This window comes from Acinetobacter sp. V89_4 (assembly GCF_029967875.1).
Lineage (GTDB): Bacteria > Pseudomonadota > Gammaproteobacteria > Pseudomonadales > Moraxellaceae > Acinetobacter > Acinetobacter oleivorans.
Genome location: NZ_JASCAI010000028.1, coordinates 62,974 through 78,116 on the forward strand (window position 1 = coordinate 62,974; position 15,143 = coordinate 78,116).

General features: G+C 36.5%; 16 protein-coding genes and 1 other RNA gene. 10 read left to right on the top strand and 7 right to left on the bottom strand.

The features are described from left to right. The first annotated feature begins 26 nt into the window (after positions 1-26). Genes bamA through lpxA form a run of 5 tightly spaced genes read left to right on the top strand, consistent with a single transcriptional unit; the run spans position 27 to position 5,442 of the window. Positions 27-2,549, top strand: coding sequence for an outer membrane protein assembly factor BamA (gene bamA / locus QLG01_RS11925; RefSeq protein WP_174765175.1), 2,523 nt, complete (start codon positions 27-29; stop codon positions 2,547-2,549). 40 nt (positions 2,550-2,589) lie between these two features. Beyond that, the gene (locus tag QLG01_RS11930) at positions 2,590-3,090 is read left to right on the top strand and encodes an OmpH family outer membrane protein (protein WP_049836885.1); all 501 of its coding nucleotides are present in this window, start codon (positions 2,590-2,592) and stop codon (positions 3,088-3,090) included. A 4-nt stretch (positions 3,091-3,094) separates the two neighbouring features. Next, the gene (gene lpxD, locus QLG01_RS11935; RefSeq protein WP_049836884.1) at positions 3,095-4,165 is read left to right on the top strand and encodes a UDP-3-O-(3-hydroxymyristoyl)glucosamine N-acyltransferase; all 1,071 of its coding nucleotides are present in this window, start codon (positions 3,095-3,097) and stop codon (positions 4,163-4,165) included. Between the two features lie 6 nt (positions 4,166-4,171). After that, entirely contained in the window at positions 4,172-4,657 is a 486-nt protein-coding gene (gene fabZ, locus QLG01_RS11940) for a 3-hydroxyacyl-ACP dehydratase FabZ (RefSeq protein ID WP_003652176.1), read from the top strand. Further along, positions 4,654-5,442 carry an acyl-ACP--UDP-N-acetylglucosamine O-acyltransferase gene (gene lpxA, locus QLG01_RS11945; protein ID WP_003652175.1) on the top strand — a complete coding sequence of 263 codons (789 nt, stop codon included), beginning with the start codon at positions 4,654-4,656 and terminating at the stop codon, positions 5,440-5,442. The genes fabZ and lpxA overlap by 4 nt, the downstream gene beginning before the upstream one ends. Before the next feature lie 57 nt (positions 5,443-5,499). On the opposite strand, the gene QLG01_RS11950 is transcribed toward lpxA, so the two are convergent. Further along, on the bottom strand, positions 5,500-6,363 hold the full coding sequence (locus tag QLG01_RS11950) for a YbgF trimerization domain-containing protein (RefSeq protein ID WP_282496516.1): 864 nt from the start codon (positions 6,361-6,363) through the stop codon (positions 5,500-5,502). A 317-nt stretch (positions 6,364-6,680) separates the two neighbouring features. Between QLG01_RS11950 and ffs the strand changes: the two genes are divergently transcribed. Beyond that, an RNA gene (gene ffs, locus QLG01_RS11955) (signal recognition particle sRNA small type) lies at positions 6,681-6,777 on the top strand. 14 nt (positions 6,778-6,791) lie between these two features. Here ffs and QLG01_RS11960 read toward each other — a convergent pair. The 4 genes from QLG01_RS11960 to QLG01_RS11975 all read right to left on the bottom strand — a co-directional run bounded on the left by QLG01_RS11960 (position 6,792) and on the right by QLG01_RS11975 (position 9,624). Further along, positions 6,792-7,274, bottom strand: coding sequence for a regulatory protein RecX (locus QLG01_RS11960; protein WP_005306262.1), 483 nt, complete (start codon positions 7,272-7,274; stop codon positions 6,792-6,794). Between the two features lie 59 nt (positions 7,275-7,333). After that, complete coding sequence (recA, locus tag QLG01_RS11965) at positions 7,334-8,380, bottom strand: recombinase RecA (protein WP_049836882.1); 1,047 nt, start codon at positions 8,378-8,380, stop codon at positions 7,334-7,336. A gap of 145 nt (positions 8,381-8,525) precedes the next feature. Further along, positions 8,526-8,954, bottom strand: coding sequence for a S4 domain-containing protein (locus tag QLG01_RS11970; RefSeq protein WP_282496517.1), 429 nt, complete (start codon positions 8,952-8,954; stop codon positions 8,526-8,528). Then, complete coding sequence (locus QLG01_RS11975) at positions 8,938-9,624, bottom strand: HAD-IA family hydrolase (RefSeq protein WP_151989163.1); 687 nt, start codon at positions 9,622-9,624, stop codon at positions 8,938-8,940. Before QLG01_RS11975 ends, QLG01_RS11970 begins: the two co-directional genes overlap by 17 nt. A gap of 401 nt (positions 9,625-10,025) precedes the next feature. On the opposite strand from QLG01_RS11975, the gene QLG01_RS11980 reads away from it, so the two are divergent. Beyond that, entirely contained in the window at positions 10,026-10,319 is a 294-nt protein-coding gene (locus tag QLG01_RS11980) for a hypothetical protein (RefSeq protein WP_151768749.1), read from the top strand. Here QLG01_RS11980 and QLG01_RS11985 read toward each other — a convergent pair. Continuing rightward, a complete protein-coding gene (locus QLG01_RS11985) occupies positions 10,301-10,840 on the bottom strand; it encodes a GNAT family N-acetyltransferase (RefSeq protein ID WP_282496518.1) in 540 nt (179 codons plus the stop codon). The two genes, QLG01_RS11980 and QLG01_RS11985, sit on opposite strands and share 19 nt — an antisense overlap. A 29-nt stretch (positions 10,841-10,869) precedes the next feature. After that, positions 10,870-11,319 carry an Lrp/AsnC family transcriptional regulator GigD gene (gene gigD / locus QLG01_RS11990; protein WP_004791887.1) on the bottom strand — a complete coding sequence of 150 codons (450 nt, stop codon included), beginning with the start codon at positions 11,317-11,319 and terminating at the stop codon, positions 10,870-10,872. A gap of 147 nt (positions 11,320-11,466) precedes the next feature. Between gigD and kynU the strand changes: the two genes are divergently transcribed. The 3 genes from kynU to QLG01_RS12005 are packed head-to-tail and all read left to right on the top strand — an operon-like array spanning position 11,467 to position 14,918. Continuing rightward, positions 11,467-12,717: a kynureninase gene (gene kynU, locus QLG01_RS11995; protein ID WP_282496519.1), complete on the top strand. Its 1,251-nt coding sequence runs from the start codon at positions 11,467-11,469 to the stop codon at positions 12,715-12,717. Between the two features lie 40 nt (positions 12,718-12,757). Further along, complete coding sequence (locus QLG01_RS12000) at positions 12,758-14,164, top strand: amino acid permease (RefSeq protein ID WP_282496520.1); 1,407 nt, start codon at positions 12,758-12,760, stop codon at positions 14,162-14,164. 7 nt (positions 14,165-14,171) lie between these two features. Beyond that, positions 14,172-14,918, top strand: coding sequence for an alpha/beta hydrolase (locus tag QLG01_RS12005; RefSeq protein WP_282496521.1), 747 nt, complete (start codon positions 14,172-14,174; stop codon positions 14,916-14,918). The last annotated feature ends 225 nt before the right edge of the window (positions 14,919-15,143 follow it).

Consider the following 15,143-nt stretch of genomic DNA (forward strand, 5'->3'; position numbering starts at 1 on the left):
ATTTATAACTTACTGGAAAAACTGGCATGCGGCACACACATTTTTTAATGCCTTTGGCACTTGTTAGCGCTATGGCAGCGGTACAACAAGCATATGCAGCTGATGATTTCGTCGTTCGAGATATTCGTGTAGATGGTTTGGTCCGTCTTACTCCTGCAAATGTTTCTACCATGTTGCCAATCAACAGTGGCGATCGCGTTAATGAACCGATGATCGCAGAAGCAATTCGAACATTGTATGCCACTGGACTTTTTGACGATATTAAAGCATCAAGAGACAACGATACTTTAGTTTTTAATGTCGTAGAGCGCCCAATTATTTCAAAACTTGAATTTAAGGGTAATAAACTTATTCCTAAAGAGGCTTTAGAGCAAGGCCTCAAAAAAATGGGCATTGCTGAAGGCGAGGTTTTTAAGAAGTCAGCTTTACAAACAATTGAAACTGAATTAGAGCAGCAATATACCCAGCAAGGCCGTTATGATGCTGATGTAACTGTTGATACGATAGCTCGTCCAAATAACCGTGTTGAACTTAAATTAAATTTTAATGAAGGTACAGCGGCTAAAGTTTTTAATATCAATATTATTGGTAATACAGTTTTTAAAGACAGTGAGATTAAGCAAGCTTTCGCAGTTAAAGAAAGCGGTTGGGCTTCAATTGTAACTCGTAATGACCGTTATGCTAGAGAGAAAATGGCAGCGAGCCTTGAAGCTTTGCGTGCGATGTATCTGAATAAGGGTTATATCAATTTTCATATCAATAACTCACAGCTTAATATTAGTGAAGATAAGAAGAACATCTTTATTGAAGTTGCTGTAGAGGAAGGTAGTCAATTTAAATTTGGACAAACCAAATTTTTAGGTGATGCACTTTATAAACCTGAAGAGTTACAAGCTTTAAAAATCTATAAAGATGGTGACACTTATTCGCAAGAAAAAGTAAATGCCGTTAAGCAATTATTATTGCGTAAATACGGTAATGCTGGTTATTACTTTGCAGATGTGAATATTGTTCCACAAATTAATAATGATACAGGTGTTGTTGACTTAAATTACTATGTAAATCCAGGTCAGCAAGTTACTGTGCGTCGTATTAATTTTACAGGTAATAGTAAAACTGCCGATGAAGTATTACGTCGTGAAATGCGTCAAATGGAAGGCGCTTTAGCGAGTAATGAAAAAATCGATTTATCGAAGGTTCGTTTAGAGCGTACAGGATTCTTCAAGACTGTTGATATTAAACCGGCTCGTATTCCAAACTCACCAGATCAGGTGGATTTAAACGTAAATGTTGAAGAACAGCACTCGGGAACTACAACATTAGCGGTAGGTTACTCACAAAGTGGTGGTATCACATTCCAGGCAGGTTTGAGCCAAACTAACTTTATGGGAACGGGTAACCGTGTTGCGATTGATTTATCTCGTTCTGAAACTCAAGATTACTATAACTTAAGTGTTACCGACCCTTACTTTACAATTGATGGGGTGAGCCGAGGTTATAACGTTTACTATCGTAAAACAAAGCTAAATGATGATTATAACGTTAATAACTATGTAACAGATAGTTTTGGTGGTAGTTTAAGTTTTGGTTATCCAATTGATGAAAATCAAAGTTTAAGTGCCTCAGTTGGTATTGATAATACTAAAGTAACCACAGGTCCCTTTGTTTCTACCTATGTCCGTGACTACTTGAAGGCTAATGGTGGTAAAGCGACAGGCACAGAGACCTACTGTCCAATTGATAATCAAATTCCTATAAAAGATAAAGATGGTGTTATCACTGGTACTGAATGTAAGGAGGGTGGCCAAAGAACTTATGAAAATGCATTTGAAGGTGAGTTCTTTACCTATAACCTGAATTTAGGTTGGTCATATAACACATTAAACCGCCCAATTTTCCCAACATCAGGTATGTCACATCGTGTAGGTTTGGAAATTGGTTTACCAGGTAGTGATGTCGACTATCAAAAAGCAACTTATGACGCTCAGGCATTCTTCCCTATTGGTACTACAGGTTTTGTACTTCGTGGCTATGGTAAGTTAGGCTATGGTAATGATTTGCCATTCTATAAAAACTTCTATGCGGGTGGTTATGGTTCTGTCCGTGGTTATGATAACAGTACCTTGGGTCCGAAATATTCAAGTGTAAATTTACAAGAAGAAGGTAAAAATGACTCTTCTCCAGAGGAAGTAGGTGGTAACGCTCTTGTGCAATTTGGTACAGAGCTTGCTTTACCATTGCCATTCAAAGGAGATTGGACTCGTCAAGTACGACCAGTTCTTTTTGCTGAAGGTGGTCAGGTATTCGATACCAAGTGTGACGTTGGTTCTTATTCTATGATTATGAATGGTCAGCAAATTGCAGATGCTAAAAAATACTGTGAAGATAACTATGGCTTCGACTTAGGTAATATGCGTTATAGCGTTGGTGTTGGCTTCACATGGATCACCATGATCGGACCATTATCTCTTAGCTATGCATTCCCTCTAAATGATAAGCCTGGTGATGAAACTAAAGAGATCCAGTTTGAAATCGGTCGTACTTTCTAAGTACGACTTGAATAAACATGCAATAAGGACACAAATTTAAATGAAAAAATTAAATATATTAATGTTAGGACTAGGTTTGACAGTTTCTGCCATGACTAATGCTGCCGGTTATGGTGTCATTGATCTTGCTAAAGTTGTTGAAAGCAGTACTTATTTGAAACAACAAAACGCAAGTTTAAATCAATCAGTTAAGCCAACCACAACTCGTCTTGAGCAGTTAGGTAAAGAGTTAGAAGGTCTTCAACGTCAAGCCCAAACTCAAGGGCAAAAAATGAAAGAAGATGATATCAAAAAGCTTCAGGCGCAATATCAAACAAAACTCAATGAATTTAATTCTACTCAACAAGGTTTGCAGTCAAAAGTTCAAACTAGTTTGCAAGGAATGAACTCAACTTTTGAGACTCGTGTGAAGCAAGCAGCTGAACAATTACGAAAAGAAAATAATCTTGACTTTATTTTGAATAAAAATTCAACTGTTGCCTATGACGCTAAATATGATTTAACTGATAAAATGATACAAAAGGTTAATTCAATGAAATAAATTAATGAAAGTGCAACATTATCGTTTAGATGAACTAGCTCACCTAGTAAATGGTGAGCTAGTAGGTACGGGTAGTCTTCAATTTATAAACTTAGCAAGTTTAGAAAATGCTGAAACTCATCAAATTGCTTTCGTGAATGGCGAAAAGTATATTGATCAAGCAAAGGCTAGCCGTGCGGGTGCGTACATTGTTACAAGCCTTATTAAAGAACAGCTTCCTGACAAACAAAATTTTATTATTGTTGATAATCCATATTTAGCTTTTGCTATCCTTACACATGTTTTCGATAAAAAAATCACATCGGTGGGTATAGAAAGTACTGCTCAAATTCATCCTTCTGCGATCATTTCTGAAACAGCATATATTGGTCATTACGTCGTTATTGGCGAAAATTGTGTAGTTGGTGATAACACAATTATTCAGTCTCATACTCGACTGGATGATAATGTGGAAGTTGGAAAAGATTGTTTTATTGATGCTCATGTCACCATTACGGGTGGATCTAAGTTATTTGATCGTGTGCGAGTTCATGCAAGCACTGTAATTGGTAGTGAGGGTTTTGGCTTTGCGCCATATCAAGGAAAGTGGCATCGTATTGCCCAATTGGGTTCAGTTGTTATTGGTAATGATGTTCGCATTGGTTCAAATTGTAGTATTGATCGAGGTGCACTCGACAACACCATTTTGGAAGATGGGGTAATTATTGATAACCTTGTGCAAATCGCGCATAACGTTCATATTGGTTCAAATACAGCTATCGCTGCTAAATGCGGAATTGCTGGTAGTGTTAAAATTGGCAAAAACTGTATTCTAGCTGGGGCTTGCGGTGTATCAGGCCACCTTTCTATTACCGATAACGTGACTTTGACCGGAATGTCAATGGTCACAAAAAATATTTCTGAACCTGGTACTTACTCTTCGGGAATTGGATTATTTGAAAATAGCCATTGGAAAAAGACAATTGTACGCTTGCGACAATTAGCAGATGTGCCATTGACCCAAATCACTAAACGACTTGATCATATACAAGCTCAAATAGAGTCTCTTGAATCAACCTTTAATTTGCGTAAATAGAATATTATGACCGAGTCAACTACACCTAAATTTGCCATCCCTGAATTACCAATGCAGATTCAAACGATTCGTCAATATTTGCCGCATCGTTATCCTTTCTTATTGGTTGATCGTGTGACTGAAGTTACTGACAATAGTATTGTTGGTTATAAAAATGTTTCTATCAATGAAGAGTTCCTACAGGGACATTTCCCAGAATATCCAATTATGCCTGGTGTTCTAATTGTTGAAGCATTAGCTCAAGTTTCAGGTGTTCTAGGGTTTATTATGAACAATGAAACGCCAAAACCTGGTTCTTTATTCCTTTTTGCTGGTGCGGAAAGAGTTAGATTTAAAAAACAAGTAGTTGCTGGTGACCAACTTGTATTAAAATCTGAATTAGTAATGCAAAAACGCGGTATCTACAAATATAATTGTACGGCTACCGTGGATGGTATTGTAGCAACAACCGCTGAAATTATGATTTCACACCAAAAAACAGAGCAGGCATGAGCAATCACGACTTAATTCATTCTACGGCCATTATTGATCCATCTGCAGTGATTGCTCCAGATGTCCAGATAGGACCTTATTGCGTTATCGGTCCAAATGTGACGATTGGTGCGGGTACTAAACTTCATTCTCATGTAGTAGTGGGTGGTTTTACCAAAATTGGTCAAAATAATGAGATTTTCCAGTTCGCAAGTGTTGGTGAGGTTTGCCAAGATTTGAAATATCAAGGTGAAGAAACCTGGTTAGAGATTGGTGATCATAATTTAATTCGTGAACATTGCAGTTTACATAGAGGAACTGTGCAAGATAATGCTTTAACTAAAATAGGAAGTCATAACCTATTGATGGTTAATACACATATTGCACATGATTGTATTGTTGGTGATCACAATATTTTTGCGAATAACGTTGGTGTCGCTGGGCACGTACACATAGGTGATCACATCATTATTGGTGGTAATTCTGGTATTCATCAATTCTGTAAAATTGATTCTTACAGTATGGTGGGTGGAGCATCACTAATTTTAAAAGATGTACCAGCTTACGTTATGGCTTCTGGTAACCCAGCTCATGCATTCGGTATTAATATCGAAGGAATGCGTAGAAAGGGTTGGTCTAAGAATACAATTCAAGGTCTCAGAGAGGCTTATAAATTAATTTTTAAATCAGGCCTTACTTCTGTTCAAGCTGTTGAGCAGATTAAAAATGATATTCTTCCGAATGTTCCTGAAGCTCAATTACTAATTGACTCTGTTGAACAGTCAGAACGTGGTATTGTGCGTTAAGAAAATATATTAAAAAAAGACACTGCATTTTGCAGTGTCTTTTTTTTCTTAAAATTATTATTTATTAAAAAATTTGGCTTCTTCAGATTTTGGATACTGACTTAAAATTTTAGTTTTATATTGGTTTGCTGAAGCTGTATTTTTATCGACATCTTTAGCAATGCTATAGAGTTGATAAAGGGCGCGAGGAGCTTTACTCGAATTTGGATATCGAGTTGCTACTACATTGTAGTTCTTTTTAGCTTCATTATAATTCACTGGATCAGTTGCTAAATTAAACTCAGCTAACCAAAAATAGGCATTCCCTGTATAGACGCTATTAGGATGATTTTTGATAAAGTTCTGCATTGGAGCAATCGCTTTTTTTGCTCCACCTTGTTTATAGGCATCTAAAGCGACCGTGTAAGCTGCCTTTTCAAGCTCTATAGGGTTTGATTGGTTTTGTGAAGGTGGTTGTGAGGCTTCCGGTTGAGGTGGAGGAGTAGTGGATGGGCTGCTTGTTGGGGCAGTATTGACTACTTTGTTTTCAACTGCAGGAGTTTCTGTGCTTGCCGTAGCAGGAGTATCACTGTTCGTTGGATTATCTGATTGTGCACTTTCAGGATCAACTTTCTGATTAAGGAGTTCTAGGCGTTGATCTAGGTCTGTGTAGCGATTGGATAGATCTTTTTTCAATTGTTCAATATCGTTTGATTGTTCTTCTAATTGCCCACGCAGGGTACGTATATCATTTTCTAATTGTTGATTTTTTTGCATTAATTCCCAGTTTAAATTACTAGGTACCGAAACATTATTAGAAGAAGTATTAGTTGCGCTACCACCACTTTGGCTTAAACCGCGAGACTCAATTGGAATGTTGGCATAGAGAGAGGTAGTGCTCATTAAGGCAATAAATAAGAAAGAATGCTTCATCAATCGCATGAGTATAGGTCCATAATTTTATGTAAAAGCCAACTTAAAAAAGGAATATATAAACTATTCACTTAACTATCTAACTAAGATTTTAATTGGTCAATGCAATTAAAACAGCTAACAATATAAATGCAAGAATAGTTTACAATCTTCAAGCATATTTTATCCAAAATTAGATACAAGAAAGAATATAGGGGAGAGAAGTATAGGAATTTAAGGCTTTTTGCTGATGAATTAATCAATCGAAACATAAACTTGCTTAAAACTGTGAAGAAGGCTTGCAACTATTTTAAAAATCTCTATACTCTGTTTTGCAATGGTAGCCCCGCTGGTGGCTTCGCAATTGTACTCTGTGAACCCCGCCAGGACCGGAAGGTAGCAACGGTAGCAGATCTATGATGTGCCGAAGTTTTGCTAGTGGGGCTGCCACCATTCTTTTAATCCACTCTCCGTTGGATTGCCTTCATAATTACATCTAAATCAAATCCTCTATATTGTAAAAACCTCATCTGTTTTGCTTTAAGTTTAGGATCTTTTTCTACTTCTTCACCGAATTTCTTCACTTTCAGTTGATAAGCCTGTTCTACCCAATCAATATTATGAATTTCATCAGCAATTAAATCATTTTCGATTTGTTTTGTTTTTAAAGCTTGCTTAATACGTTTTGGACCTTTGCCTTTACGAATCTGGCTAGCTAATGTTAATTCGGCAACGCGTTGATCACTTTGATAGTTTTGTTCAGATAATTCTTCAACAAGTCGCTTAACCTCTTCAGGGTTTTGTGCATAACGAGTTAATTTTTCAGTAAGCTCTGCTTTGGAGTAATCTCGACGAGTCAATAAAGCAAAAGCATAAGAGCGTAAACGTTGACCTGTAAGCAAAGCTCTTTGTTGAGACTGTTCTTCAGTTCTTTTGAACATAGTATTAGGGTTCCCTTGTAAAAAAACGCCCCGAAGGGCGTTTTAAGGCTCATGAATAATTAAGATTCTAGTAGAAGATCAGCTTCTTCTTCATCTTCAACTTGAGCAGTATTAGTACCTGTTGTTAACAACTGTTCGCGGATATTACGTTCAATCTCTCCAGCCATTTGAGGATTTTCTTCAAAGTGGCGAATAACATTGTTCTTACCTTGACCAATTTTATTACCTTGATATGAATACCAAGCACCTGCTTTTTGTACGATATCTTGTTGTACAGCTAAATCTACAAGTTCACCTAGCTGGTTTGTGCCTTTACCATATAGGATTTGGAAAATAGCCTCTCTGAAAGGAGGAGCCATTTTGTTTTTAACCACTTTAACTCGGGTTTCAGAGCCAACGATTTCATCGCCTTCTTTTACTTGACCAATACGACGGATATCTAAACGTACAGAAGCGTAGAACTTCAATGCGTTACCACCAGTTGTAGTTTCTGGACTACCAAACATTACCCCAATCTTCATACGGATCTGGTTAATAAAGATAACCATACAGTTTGAACGTTTAGCATTACCCGTAATTTTACGAAGTGCCTGACTCATTAGACGAGCTTGCAAGCCCATATGAGAGTCACCCATCTCACCTTCAATTTCTGCTTTAGGAGTAAGTGCAGCGACTGAGTCGACAACGATTAAGTCAATTGCACCAGAACGAACGAGCATATCTGCAATTTCGAGTGCTTGTTCACCGTTATCAGGTTGCGATACAAGCAGATTATCAATGTCTACACCAAGCTTACGCGCATATTGTGGATCTAATGCATGCTCTGCATCGATAAAGGCACAAGTACCACCAGTTTTTTGACATTGTGCAATTGCTTGTAGAGTCATTGTGGTTTTACCAGAAGATTCTGGACCATAAATCTCTACAATACGACCTTTTGGTAAACCGCCAATCCCCAATGCAATATCTAAAGTCAAAGAGCCTGTAGATACAGCTTCAACAGCTTGAACAGTGTTGTCACCGAGACGCATCACCGTATTTTTGCCAAATTGTTTCTCAATTTGACTTAGCGCGGCTTGTAATGCTTTGCTTTTATTCTCATCCATCTCAAAAACCTCAATACTCTATGTTCATCACGTTTAACCCAAGTGGATGCATTGAATCTCAACTTGTTTCACTAGGGTAATAGTGACAGATTTTTTCTATAGCTTCTATGTGTTGTATGTGTGTGTGCGACACAACTCGACGTTTTTATTCATCACCGTATGACCAATTTTGATCATTCTCCTGTTTAAACCGAATAATTTGACGACGATCCTTTTTACCCGGTCTATGGTCAGGTCGAGCTAGATTATGCAATTTTCGTTGGGATGCAATCAACTCCCGTCTAGCAATACTTACTTCGGTTTCTTCATAAAGTTGCTGTGCGATTGGAGCTGGACCACGTGTGTTCGAAAGAGCTTTTATCACAATAGTTTTCTTATCAAACCCTTGCTGAATAACAAGTTCCATTCCAACTCGAATTTCTTTGGAAACTTTTACACGCTCATTATTGTGATGTACTTTACCTCCCTCAATCGCTCCTTTAGCAATTGAACGAGTTTTAAAAAAACGAGCAACCCATAACCATTTGTCGACACGCATGGTCTCTACAGCATCGTTTTCAGGCAATTTTGACATCATTATCCTTTCTATCAATTTCATTCAATATAGACAGCAATTCTGTAAGTCGATCTAGTGCTTTAAATTCTAAATCTTGATGCTGTTTTATATCCTTTAGACTTGAGGGCTGCGAGATAGTAAACAAGTGTTGAATACCAAATTTTTCTGCTGTCTTTAATACGGGAGCCGTATCATCAATAAAAATCGTTTCATCTGGATTGAATGGATGTAATCTTTGGAGTTCTTGCCAAAAATTAATATCTTCTTTGGCATAACCTACTTGTTCACTTGATATGATGACATCGAAGAAATGTTCAATCGCAATATTATCGAGTTTTAAGCGTAAGCTCGCGCGGTCAGCATTCGTCACTAGCCAACACATGTATCCTTGCTCTTTAAGTTGTTGCAAAAGCTCAATACAGCCAGAACGAGCTTGAATCTTAGATTGAAATTCTTGTTGTAATTTGAGTACATCAACGCCTACAGTTTTAGTCCAATAGGTTGATGAATACCAAACAAGCGTATGGCGATGTGATTGATAAAATTGATATAGCTTTTCTTTGCTCTTGGAGAGGGGAAGTTGATGTATTTTTGCATGTCGTTCAGGAAGACATTCATTCCATATGAAATCATCAAAAGCGAGATCTAAGAGTGTACCATCCATGTCAAACATTATGATTTTAGACATTTTTTTAAATATCTCCAAAATCATTCATAGCAAAATTTTTAAGACACATTTACCATATATCCTTTTAAAATCATAAATTAAATAAACTTATAAATACTCAAACTAATTTAAAACTCCATCCAATAATTTTCTAAAATTTACATAGCTTCATAGGACGGATAGGAAAGATAAATGGTTTGAAATTATAACGTGGAATTTGGTAAAACAAAAAATAATAATGAAGCAGTTTTAGTAGAAAATTCCTCCTTTAAATTAAAAATATTTAAAATTTATTTAAGATTTTTAGCCCCTAGGATTAAGTTTGCTTACATAGGATACGTATTGACAAACATTTTATAAATTGAAGGATACTTATTTAAAGTTATATTTAAAATTATTCATATAAGAATTTAGAGAAAGCAATGAAAATTGGATTTATTGGTGGAACCAATGACGGTATCGTAATCAATGCTGCCGATGGCCTTGATACTTATAAACTTGAGTGGCACTACAAAGCAGAAAAACATTGTGAGTCACAGCTTAACTTAGGGCTGAATGGACCTGAGTATGATTATTACAATTTATTAATTCTAAGAAAGAATAAAGAGGCTAAACTTTTTTATGTGCTTACTACTATGGAAAAAGAAGAAATAGCAGATAAGCTTCATGAATATTGGGAATGTTCAACCTCTGTCGGTTATGACTTTGATGAGTAAGCATTCGTGATTTCATATAACACATGTTCTCTTAATTCGTGATGAAGAGGAACTTTAGGATGTTCGAAGTTTTTAACTTTTTGCATTCCAAGTTTTTTCATGACAGCTTGAGAGGGTGTATTAATTGTAGCGGTAAATGAAACGATCTTATCTAAATTCAGTATATTAAAACCATAATCTAAAACTGCTTTTGCTCCTTCTGTTGCATAACCTTGTTTCCAAAATTCTTTTGCAAGTCGCCACCCAATTTCCACACATGGAGAGAAGTCAAATTGTTCAGGTTGGCTGTGTAGACCAATAAATCCGATAAATTGATGGGTTTCTTTTAATTCTACTGCCCAAAAGCCCCAACCATTTTCATGAATGAGAGATGAAATTTTTTGGATTAAATTAAGGCTTTCTTGGGGTGTTAAAAGATTTGGGAAAAATTGCATAACATCTTGATCTAAGCCCATTGTTATAAATGGCTCAAAATCACTTTCTTTCCACTGTCTTAAAATTAAACGCTTTGTTTCGATCATGAGATGACTCTTTAATTAAAAATGAGGGGTCAAAGTGGTTTTTGCACAATCTTCTGTAAAATGATCTTGGAATTGATGCTCACTACACCTTTTATTTTATTTAAGGTGTTAATGACGAAATGAGAAAAAGAACTCAAATCTTTGGTCGCAACGTGTAAAACATAATTAGATTCACCAGTAATAATATATGCATTAATGACTTCATCAAAATTTTTGATCTGACTTAAAAAGAAGTTGTGATCATTTTCTGTTAGCTGGGCAAGTTTTATTTCGACGATTGCCTCAATTTTTATTCCTAGTTTTTCATAGTTAACTTTCGCTTGATATTTTTCAATTACACCATTGCTTTCTAAAATTTTAACACGCCGATGACAAGCTGAAGCCGAAAGGTTAACGAGATCGGCCAGTTCTTGGTTACTTAACCGAGCATTATCTTGTAAATACTTCAGGATTTTTAGGTCTATTGCATCTACATTCATTTTCGAATTTCATCCATGTTTTTTAATTTTAATTCGAATTTTATACGAAAATAGCAAATTTTAATCAAATATTATCGAATAAATCGAAAGAATTGGCGTGATAAAATTCAAATACATAGGAAATGTTGAAAATAGGTGAAATAACAAATGATTACTCGCGAACAATGCCTCTATTGGGATCAGGAAGATGAGCTCAAAAAGTTTAAAGATGAATTTGCACTGCCAAAAAATGTCATTTATTTAGATGGTAATTCTTTAGGTGCAAGACCAAAGAAATCATTAGAGGTTGCTCAGCATATTATTTCAAAAGAGTGGGGCGAGGACCTCATTAATAGTTGGAATAAAGCAGATTGGTGGGGGCTACCGACTAGGCTCGGAGATAAAGTCGCACAGCTTATTGGTGCCGAAAAAGGGGAAGTGGTTATTTCAGATTCAACGACCTTAAATTTATTTAAAGTTTTATCAGCAGCGGTAAAAATTCAAGCCGAAAAATTTCCGGAACGTAAAATTATTGTTGCGGAAAAAGATGCCTTCCCAACCGATATTTATATTATTGAAGGCTTTATAGACTTGATTAATCAAGGTTATCAAGTTGAGTTAATTGATGGAGCCGATGATTTGTCTCGTGTTTTGGCAAAAAATGTGGCTGTCGTTGTTCTTTCTCATGTGAATTATCGGACTGGATATTTCTATGATATGGAGTCTATTAATCAACAAATTCACGCTAAAGATGCTTTGATTATTTGGGATTTATGTCACTCAGTTGGTGCGGTGCCTATGGATCTTAATCAGAGCAACAGTGATTTTGCGATTGGTTGTACTTATAAATATTTAAATGGCGGCCCAGGTTCTCCAGCATTGTTATGGATAAATCGAAAGCATCGTGATCAGTTCTGGCAACCTTTATCAGGCTGGTGGGGGCACAAAAAACCATTTGATATGGCTCAGCACTATGAACCAGCTAACAGTATTCGTCGTTATTTGTGTGGAACACAACCTATCATTTCGATGAGTCTAATCGAATGTGGTATCGATATTTTCTTACAAGCTGATATGCAACAAATACGCGAGAAATCTCTCAAATTAACTGATTTGTTTATTCAACTTGTTCAACAAGAATGTCCTCAGTTTGGTTTTGAGCTGATTACACCTTTAAACCATAAATATCGTGGCAGCCATGTCAGTTATAGACATGAGTTTGGTTATGAAATTATTCAGGCGCTTATTGCCCGTGGTGTGATTGGGGATTACCGAGAGCCGGAAGTATTACGTTTTGGAATTACACCTCTATATTTAGGTTTCGAAGATATTTGGAATGCCGTACAGCAACTTAAGCAGATTATGTTGAATAGTGAATGGAAAAATGAGCGTTATCTGGTGCGTAGCGAAGTGACCTGATCGTTAACGGTTAATATCAGAAGAATGGCTAGGAGGGCCTATGAGCAGTTTTGATGAAATACAAAATCGAGAAGCGGGTTTACATAAGAAATTATCCGCAAAACAGATGGGAATGATTGCAATTGGTGGAGCGATTGGTACAGGACTGTTCATGGGAAGCAAGTTTGCAATTAGCTTTGCTGGACCAGCTGTCATCGTGAGCTATGCCATTGGCGGCTTAATTGCATTTGCTATTATGGCTTGTTTGGCTGAGATGACAGTTCAACATCCTACGTCAGGCTCATTTGGAGCATATACTGAGCATTATGTAAGTCCTCTTGCTGGGTTTTTAGTCCGTTATTGTTATTGGGCATGTATTGTATTAGCGGTCGGTACAGAAATTACAGCAGTTGCTGACTATATGAAATTATGGTTTCCAGATGTAGGCTCTTGGGTCTGGATCGCTTTTTTCTCGCTGACTTTGCTTGTGGTTAATGCATATAGCGTTAAAGCTTTTGGATTGGTTGAATATTGGTTTTCGACAATAAAAGTCTTTGCAATTATTGTATTTATTCTTTTAGCAATTGGTATTTTGACTCAAAGTCATGGAGGAACAGAACAGGTTCTCTCTAATTTAACCGAGCATGGTGGCTTTTTTCCTCATGGTTTTAGTGGAGTCTGGATCGGAGTAATCATTTCAATATTTAGTTATTTAAGTATAGAAATGATCGCTGTTGCGGCTGGTGAGGCTAAAGATCCGGAAAGAGCCGTTAAGAAAGCTTTTAAAAGTACTGCAATTCGCTTAATCCTATTTTATTTACTGTCTTTATTTCTCATTGTGGCGCTTGTTCCATGGACAACTTTAATTGGAGCCGATGCGACCAGTCCTTTTGTGATGGTAATGAAAATTGTAGGTATTCCATATGCGGACAGTATTTTAAATTTTATTGTAATTGTCGCAGCCCTATCCGCCATGAATAGTATGTTGTATATCTCAACACGTATGCTATTTAGCTTGTCACGCGCAGGTGATGCACCGAAATTATTTGGTCGCATTAGTCATAATGGCGTACCAATCAACGCGTTGCTATTGTCAGCGGTCGGTATTGGGATCGCGAGTATTGTTTATACGATTAATCCAGCTTCTGCTTTTCCGATCATGATTGCTTTATCTATGTTTGGTGCATTGTTCACTTGGGGCAGTATTTTCATTACCCATATGTTTTTTAGGAAAAAAATGGCACAACAAGGCCATCAATTAAAGTTTAAGGTTCCAGCAAGCCAGTTAATTTCACTGTTGGGGTTAATCGCAATTTTAAGTATCACAGTCACCACATGGTTTACCAATGAGTTTAAGTCAACTTTACAATTTGGAGTTCCATTAGTTGTTGTGCTTACTGTTTTCTATTATTTAAAACGATCATCAGCCAAGCTTGCTTTAAATGCTCATGAAGAATCGTTGAAGTGAGAGACCTATGAGACTCTATGGCAATGCTAGAACTGTGGCTAATGAACATGAGCTATTGGCAGAATTTCAACGGACAAGTTTACTGAGCTACCAAGAGTTTATTCATATTGCAGATATTCAATATGGGACGCACCCAAGGTCAACTTTAGATTTATTCCCATTAGACCAAACCAAAAAGACTGTTATTTTTATTCATGGTGGCTATTGGCAATGGTGTGATAAATCAGATTTTGCATTAATCGTACCGTATGTTCTAGCAAAAGGAGCCCAGTGTGTTCTTCTAGAATATGATCTAGCCCCACAAAGCAAAATTTCAGATATTGTTTCTCAAGTTAATCAAGCTCTCGATTTTATTCGAGAGCAAGACTGGAGAACCGATGAGATGGTTCTGGTGGGGCATTCAGCAGGGGCGCATCTGGCTGCTTTGTCATTAGGCCATCCACTCATATCTGAGATGGTGTTGTTAAGTGGAATTTATGACTTAAGGCCTATACAAAGCACTCATTTAAACTATGCTCTCAATCTTTCAAGTGAAGATATCTTAAAATATAGTCCTATTCATCACAGTGATCGAGTCACTATTCCATGTTCAATTTTCTGTGGTGAACTTGAGCTCGAAGAGCTGAAATGGCAAAGCCAAAATTATTTTGATATTAAAAAAGAGCAAGATCAGGATTTTGTTTCTTTTAAGCTTATTCCTAAAATTAATCATTACTCTATTTTAGAACACTATTTTAAGTCGATATTAGTTTAAGCAGTCGAATTACAATATATGCAATGTGATTGTATGAGTAATTAATTTTATAGAAAGATAAAGTGTGAGGTGAATCACATCTTAACCTGTTTTTTTATAGAAATTATTTATTGTTGTTGACCTAACAGTGGAACTTAATTAGATTAAAAAGATAGTGCTTTCTCACTAGACAATAAATTGTTTAGCTGTTGTTTAGTTGAGTTTTTAAGTCCGTAGCTTCCCAAG

Coding starts and splice junctions, on each gene's coding strand:
- bamA (WP_174765175.1), top strand. CDS start 27: ATGCGGCACACACATTTTTTAATGCCTTTGGCACTTGTTAGCGCTATG.
- QLG01_RS11930 (WP_049836885.1), top strand. CDS start 2,590: ATGAAAAAATTAAATATATTAATGTTAGGACTAGGTTTGACAGTTTCT.
- lpxD (WP_049836884.1), top strand. CDS start 3,095: ATGAAAGTGCAACATTATCGTTTAGATGAACTAGCTCACCTAGTAAAT.
- fabZ (WP_003652176.1), top strand. CDS start 4,172: ATGACCGAGTCAACTACACCTAAATTTGCCATCCCTGAATTACCAATG.
- lpxA (WP_003652175.1), top strand. CDS start 4,654: ATGAGCAATCACGACTTAATTCATTCTACGGCCATTATTGATCCATCT.
- QLG01_RS11950 (WP_282496516.1), bottom strand. CDS start 6,363: ATGCGATTGATGAAGCATTCTTTCTTATTTATTGCCTTAATGAGCACT.
- QLG01_RS11960 (WP_005306262.1), bottom strand. CDS start 7,274: ATGTTCAAAAGAACTGAAGAACAGTCTCAACAAAGAGCTTTGCTTACA.
- recA (WP_049836882.1), bottom strand. CDS start 8,380: ATGGATGAGAATAAAAGCAAAGCATTACAAGCCGCGCTAAGTCAAATT.
- QLG01_RS11970 (WP_282496517.1), bottom strand. CDS start 8,954: ATGTCAAAATTGCCTGAAAACGATGCTGTAGAGACCATGCGTGTCGAC.
- QLG01_RS11975 (WP_151989163.1), bottom strand. CDS start 9,624: ATGTCTAAAATCATAATGTTTGACATGGATGGTACACTCTTAGATCTC.
- QLG01_RS11980 (WP_151768749.1), top strand. CDS start 10,026: ATGAAAATTGGATTTATTGGTGGAACCAATGACGGTATCGTAATCAAT.
- QLG01_RS11985 (WP_282496518.1), bottom strand. CDS start 10,840: ATGATCGAAACAAAGCGTTTAATTTTAAGACAGTGGAAAGAAAGTGAT.
- gigD (WP_004791887.1), bottom strand. CDS start 11,319: ATGAATGTAGATGCAATAGACCTAAAAATCCTGAAGTATTTACAAGAT.
- kynU (WP_282496519.1), top strand. CDS start 11,467: ATGATTACTCGCGAACAATGCCTCTATTGGGATCAGGAAGATGAGCTC.
- QLG01_RS12000 (WP_282496520.1), top strand. CDS start 12,758: ATGAGCAGTTTTGATGAAATACAAAATCGAGAAGCGGGTTTACATAAG.
- QLG01_RS12005 (WP_282496521.1), top strand. CDS start 14,172: ATGAGACTCTATGGCAATGCTAGAACTGTGGCTAATGAACATGAGCTA.